Here is a 5,699-nt window from a genome sequence, read left to right as displayed (position 1 = left end):
GTGGTGCCGCGCCGGCAGCGGGTGGCGGTGCTGCTCACGCAGCTCACCACCCGCCGCTGAGGCTCGGAAGCCCAAGGCTGTCGGTCGGAAGGCAAGACTGTCGCTCAGAAGCCCAGGGCTTGGGCCCGGCGGACGACCTCGCGCGCCGAGTGGGTGTGCAGTGCCGCCGCGGGGCTGCCCCCTTCGAGCGAGTCGTCCTCGCGGAACAGCCAGGTCAGGATCTCGTCGTCGCGGAAGCCGCCGTCGTGCAGGACCGCGATCAGGCCCGGCACGCTCTTGAGAAGGTGCCCGTCCTCGCCGAAGAACGCTTCCGGCACGGCGAGCACGCCGTCGCGCTTGATCGCCAGGATCTGGCGGTCCCGCAGCATCTGGTGGACGCGGGTGATGACGACACCGAGTTGTTTCGACACATCGACGAGTTGCAGCACCGGGACCGAGGGGTCGAGGACGTCGTCGCAGAACGGGATTGAACTCACCCGGGTAACGTTATCGGGTTCGATCCGCTGTCCGCGCGAGACCGTCCCGTCCGGGGCGCTGGCTACGATCGACTGGGGTGTGCAGGCCCCACCCACTCAGGAACCGACCGACGTCGTGCACCGGCGTCGCAGAACACGGGGGTACACCGCGTGACCGCTGGAGGCGACCGCATGGTCGGCATCGTGCTCGATGGACGCTACCGGATCGAAGCGCCCATCGCTCGGGGCGGCATGTCGACGGTGTACCGGGGCACGGACCTGCGGCTCGACCGGCCCGTCGCCGTCAAGGTGATGGATCCGCAGCTCGCCGCCGATCCCCAGTTCCGCACCCGATTCGAGTTCGAGGCCCGGGCGGTCGCGAAGCTGAACCATCCCGGTCTCGTCGCCGTGTACGACCAGGGGCACGACGGGGAGCACGCGTTCCTCGTGATGGAGCTGGTGGAGGGCGGCACCCTGCGTGAGCTGCTGCGCGAACGCGGGCCGATGCCCCCGCACGCCGCCGCCGCGGTCGCGGCACCGGTGCTCGGGGCGCTCGCCGTCGCGCATCGGGCGGGCCTGGTGCACCGCGACGTCAAACCCGAGAACATCCTGATCTCGGAGAGCGGCGAGGTGAAGATCGCCGATTTCGGGTTGGTGCGGGCCGTCGCCGCCGCCACCACGACCTCCCGCAGCGTGATCCTCGGCACCGCCGCGTACCTGTCGCCGGAGCAGGTGACGGTCGGCAACGCCGACGCGCGCAGCGACGTGTACTCGGCGGGCGTCGTCCTCTTCGAGATGCTGACCGGGCGCACCCCGTTCACCGGCGACACGTCGCTGTCGGTCGCCTACCAGCGGGTCGAGAAGGACGTGCCCGATCCGGGATCCTGCATCGACGGGGTGCCCCCGGAATTCGACGAGCTGGTCCGGCACGCGACCGAACGCGAACCCGGTCAGCGCTTCGACGACGCCGGCGCGATGGCGGCGGCGCTGACCGAGGTGTGCGAAACCCTGGCGTTGCCCCGGTACCGGGTGCCCGCGCCGCGCCGGGCACCCCGGCCGACCGCCGCGGACGCCGCTGTCGCCGCGCCTCCGGCCCCCGTGCCCGTCGAGGTGGCGGCATCTTCGTCGGCGGCCTCGGCCGTGCACTCGGATGCACCCGCGACCACGGTGATTCCGTCCGTCCCGGCCCCCGCCGGTCCGGCTGCGCCGGTGACGACGCGGCACACGCGGGTCGTCACCCAGCAACAGCCGCGTGAGTTCGCGCCGGCGCAGGCGCCGGTGCCGCGTCCCGACTACGCCCTCGAACGTCGCGCCCAGCGGCGCCGGACGCTCGGCTGGATCGTCGCGATCCTGGTCGTCGCGCTGCTCCTCGGCTACGGCGGGTGGTGGCTCGGCGCGGGACGGCTGGCCACGGTGCCCACGATCGCCGGCCTGGATCGGGCGGCCGCGGTGTCGGCGCTCGAGGCCGCGGGGGTGGCGAGCGAGATTCGCGGGCAGTATTCCGACGACGCCCCGGTCGACGCCGTGCTCGGTACCGACCCGGCCGCCGGTGAACGCGTCGGCGACGGCGAGACAGTTGCGCTGCTGGTGTCGCTGGGCCGGCCGACGGTTCCGAAACTGACCGGTGGGGGCGACCGCGCGGCCGTCGAGGACGAGCTGCGGCGGCGCACGTTCGAGCCGGTCGACGGCGGCACGGCCTTCAGCAACACGGTCCCCGAGGGTGGGGTTGCCGCGCTGGATCCGGGTCCCGGCACGGAGCTGGCCGTGGGTTCACCGGTGAAGGTGATCATCAGCAAGGGCGCGGCCCCGGTGGAGATGCCCGACGTGTCGGGCAAGAAGCCCGACGCCGCCCGGTCCCAGCTCGAGGCTGCGGGCTTGACCGTGGTCGAGACGAGGGAGGTGTTCGACCCGGACGTCGACGCCGGCCGGGTCGCGGGCACGGATCCCGCGACCGGTACCGAGGTCGGGGCCGGCAGCAGCGTCACGCTGCTCGTGTCGAACGCGGTGAAGGTTCCGTCGCTGCTGGGGCGATCGGTCACGGCGGCCCGCAACGAGCTCGAGCGGCTCGGTCTCGGGGTCGAGGTACGCCAGGTCGCGGACACGGACCGGTCGGTGGTGATCGGTCAGAGTCCGGGCGCGGGTGATCGGGTGGAGCCGGGCGGCACCGTCACGCTGACCGCCCTCCCCTGATCTCGAGGATCTCGAGCACCGGAGACGCGTCCGGCCCCGGCGCGCGAGCACCGGGGCCGGACGTCGAGGGCAAGTGTCAGCCGCGCAGCATCTCGGCGACGAGGAACGCCAGCTCGATGGACTGCTGGGTGTTCAGACGCGGGTCGCACGCCGTCTCGTAGCGGCCGTGCAGGTCCACGTCCGAGATGTCCTGGGCGCCGCCGAGGCACTCGGTGACGTTCTCACCGGTGAGCTCGACGTGGATGCCACCCGGGTGGGTGCCGAGCGCGTTGTGCACCTCGAAGAAGCCCTGCACCTCGTCGACGATGCGATCGAAGTGGCGGGTCTTGTAGCCGGTCGAGGACTCGTGGGTGTTGCCGTGCATCGGATCGCACTGCCAGATCACCTGGTGGCCGGTGGCCTCGACCTTCTCGATGATCCCGGGCAGCAGGTCGCGCACCTTGGAGTGCCCCATCCGCGAGATCAGGGTCAGCCGGCCCGGCTTGTTGGTCGGGTCGAGCCGTTCGACGTACTCGGCGGCCAGATCCGGGGTGGTGCTCGGGCCGATCTTGAGACCGATCGGATTGGCGAGCAGTTCGGCGAACGCGATGTGCGCACCGTCGAGCTGACGGGTGCGGTCACCGATCCACAGGAAGTGAGCGGACAGATCGTACAGGCGCGGGTGCCCGTCGGTGTCGTCGAGGCGCAGCATCGCGCGCTCGTAGTCCAGCACGAGCGCCTCGTGGCTGGCGTAGATCGTCGCGGCCCGCAGGTTGGGATCGATGACGCCGCACGCATCCATGAAGCGCAGCCCGCGGTCGATCTCCGAGGCGAGTGCCTCGTAGCGGGCACCGGCCGGGGACTTCGACACGAACTCGCGGTTCCAGTCGTGAACGCGGTGCAGGTCGGCCTCGCCACCGGCGGTGATCGCGCGCACCAGGTTCATCGCCGCGCTGGCGTTGGCGTACGCCCGGACCAGCCGTGACGGGTCGTGGGTGCGGACCGCGGCGTCGGCGACGATCGAGTTGACCATGTCGCCGCGGTAGGACGGCAGGCCGAGCGCGTCGGTGTCCGACGACCGCGGCTTGGCGTACTGCCCGGCGATCCGTGCGACCTTCACGACCGGCAACGACGCACCGTAGGTGAGCACCACGGCCATCTGCAGCAGCGTGCGGATGTTGCCCTTGATGTGGGGTTCGGTGTTGTCGGCGAACGTCTCGGCGCAGTCACCGCCCTGCAGCAGGAACGCCTCGCCGCGCGCGACGGCGGCGAGATGATCCTGCAGTTCGATGACCTCGCGGGGCACGGTGATGGGCGGCACGCTCTCGAGTACGGTGCGCATCGCCGCCGCCTGATCCACCGGCCAGTTCGGCTGCTGCAGCGCCGGCTTGGCGAGCGCGGCGTCGAGCTGCTCACGCATCTCGTCCGGCAGCGGGGGCAGTTCGGGCAAGCGGTCGATCGGCACGTCGACAGTCCAGTTCACGCTCACCAGGATATTGCCCCTGACCACCGGAGGTCACGCACCCCCGCAACCGGCGGGTTCACCGGGTGCGGCGGGCCGCTTCGATCGCCTCGAACTTCGCGAGGTTGTGGCGTGCGTCGGCGAGCGCGTCGTGATTGTCGTCCGGCACCGGCGGCAGCAACGGACGCCCGTGCTGCTCCCAGTGCTGGCGCAGTTCCCGGGTGAAACGCGGAATGGCGTCGGGCAGCTCGGGCATCGCGCCCCACAACTGCGCGAGGACGACGTGGTCGTAGGCCCCTATCCAGGCCCACAGCTCGGGCTGGATCCCGGGTCGGGGGATCAGGAACGCGAGCAGGTCGTCGCGGATGCGCGCCCGCGATTTCCACGCGGGATGCGCTTCGGGGGGAAGTTTCGGCAGCACGTTGCGACGCACCCACGGACCGGCCCGTTCGGGATCGAACTCGTTGGACACCGCATAGAACTCACGGCCGTCCTCGCAGGCAACACCGATCGACACGAGCTCGATGGTCCGGCCATCCTCGATGAACTCGCAGTCGTAGAAATAACGCACGTGCGGACATTATGCCCGATAGGGTCGCGCGGCAACGATTCGCGTCGCCACGATTCAGCCCGCCTGGGTGTCGGGCAACCGGTCGGCGTCGGCTGCGGCCGGCGCATTCGTCCCGGAAGCCGCGTCCTCCCCTGCCTTCTCGGAGGCTGCACCCTTCTTCTTCAGGGTCGCGGCGTAGATGTCGACGTACTCCTGGCCGGACAGCTGCATCAGCGCGTACATCACCTCGTCGGTGACGGTGCGCTCGACGAAGCGGTTCCCGCCCATCCCTTCGAAGCGGGAGAAGTCGATCGGCTCACCGATCTTCACGGTGATCTTCGCCGGCCGCCACATCTTCGAGCCGATCGGGTTCATCTTGTCGGTACCGATCATCGCCACGGGGATGACCTTGACGCCGGTTTCCAGGGCGAGGCGTGCCATGCCGGTTTTGCCCTTGTAGAGCCGTCCGTCCGGCGACCGGGTGCCCTCCGGGTAGATGCCGAGCAGTTTGCCCTGACCGAGCACGCGGACGCCGGCGTTGAGGGCGTCCTGCGCGGCGTCGGCGCTGGTGCGGTCGATGGGCACCTGGCCGACGGCGGAGAAGAACCAACGCTGGAATCCGCCCTTGAGGCCGGTTCCGGTGAAGTACTCGCTCTTCGCGAGGAAGGTGATTCGCCGACGCACCATCAGCGGCAGGAAGAACGAATCGAGGACCGCCTGGTGGTTACTCGCGAGGATCGCCGGGCCGTCCGACGGAATGTTCTCTCCGCCTTCGATTTTCGGGCGTCCCATGAGATACAGCAGCGGCCCCAGCAGAACGTATTTGAACAGCCAGTACCACATGGCATCCCTCCTGAACCCCGCCCGCACCACCACGCGCGCTCGACGATCGACTCTACGTCCACGCGGTGTCGGCGTGCACACCGCGACCCGCGTGCACGCGAGGTCACACCGGCGGACGTGACCAGCATCTCAGTCGGACGGACCGATCCTGCCGGGGTGCGCCGGGCCGCGGGCGAGATCCGCGGCGCCGATCAGTCCCGCCGCGTCCCCCAGATGCGCG

5 protein-coding genes are annotated in these 5,699 nt (G+C 70.3%); 1 reads left to right on the top strand and 4 read right to left on the bottom strand.

The genetic code is table 11. The features are described 5' to 3' along the window. Positions 1-104 precede the first annotated feature (104 nt). On the bottom strand, positions 105-476 hold the full coding sequence (locus I0Q12_RS20540; protein ID WP_307846373.1) for an Rv2175c family DNA-binding protein: 372 nt from the start codon (positions 474-476) through the stop codon (positions 105-107). A 150-nt stretch (positions 477-626) separates the two neighbouring features. On the opposite strand from I0Q12_RS20540, the gene pknB reads away from it, so the two are divergent. Beyond that, positions 627-2,645 (top strand): Stk1 family PASTA domain-containing Ser/Thr kinase, encoded by a 2,019-nt coding sequence (pknB, locus tag I0Q12_RS20535; protein ID WP_197254098.1) that lies wholly within the window; start codon positions 627-629, stop codon positions 2,643-2,645. Positions 2,646-2,721: 76 nt separating this feature from the next. On the opposite strand, the gene I0Q12_RS20530 is transcribed toward pknB, so the two are convergent. Genes I0Q12_RS20530 through I0Q12_RS20520 form a run of 3 tightly spaced genes read right to left on the bottom strand, consistent with a single transcriptional unit; the run spans position 2,722 to position 5,479 of the window. Further along, entirely contained in the window at positions 2,722-4,107 is a 1,386-nt protein-coding gene (locus I0Q12_RS20530; RefSeq protein ID WP_197254096.1) for a class II 3-deoxy-7-phosphoheptulonate synthase, read from the bottom strand. A gap of 58 nt (positions 4,108-4,165) precedes the next feature. Then, on the bottom strand, positions 4,166-4,657 hold the full coding sequence (locus I0Q12_RS20525; protein WP_197254093.1) for a polyadenylate-specific 3'-exoribonuclease AS: 492 nt from the start codon (positions 4,655-4,657) through the stop codon (positions 4,166-4,168). A gap of 54 nt (positions 4,658-4,711) precedes the next feature. Beyond that, the gene (locus I0Q12_RS20520) at positions 4,712-5,479 is read right to left on the bottom strand and encodes a 1-acyl-sn-glycerol-3-phosphate acyltransferase (RefSeq protein ID WP_197254089.1); all 768 of its coding nucleotides are present in this window, start codon (positions 5,477-5,479) and stop codon (positions 4,712-4,714) included. Positions 5,480-5,699 lie beyond the last annotated feature (220 nt).

It is taken from the genome of Rhodococcus sp. CX (assembly GCF_015865005.1).
Lineage (GTDB): Bacteria > Actinomycetota > Actinomycetes > Mycobacteriales > Mycobacteriaceae > Rhodococcus.
The sequence above is the reverse complement of the archived record's forward strand: the minus strand, read 5'-3'. Positions and strand labels throughout refer to the sequence as shown.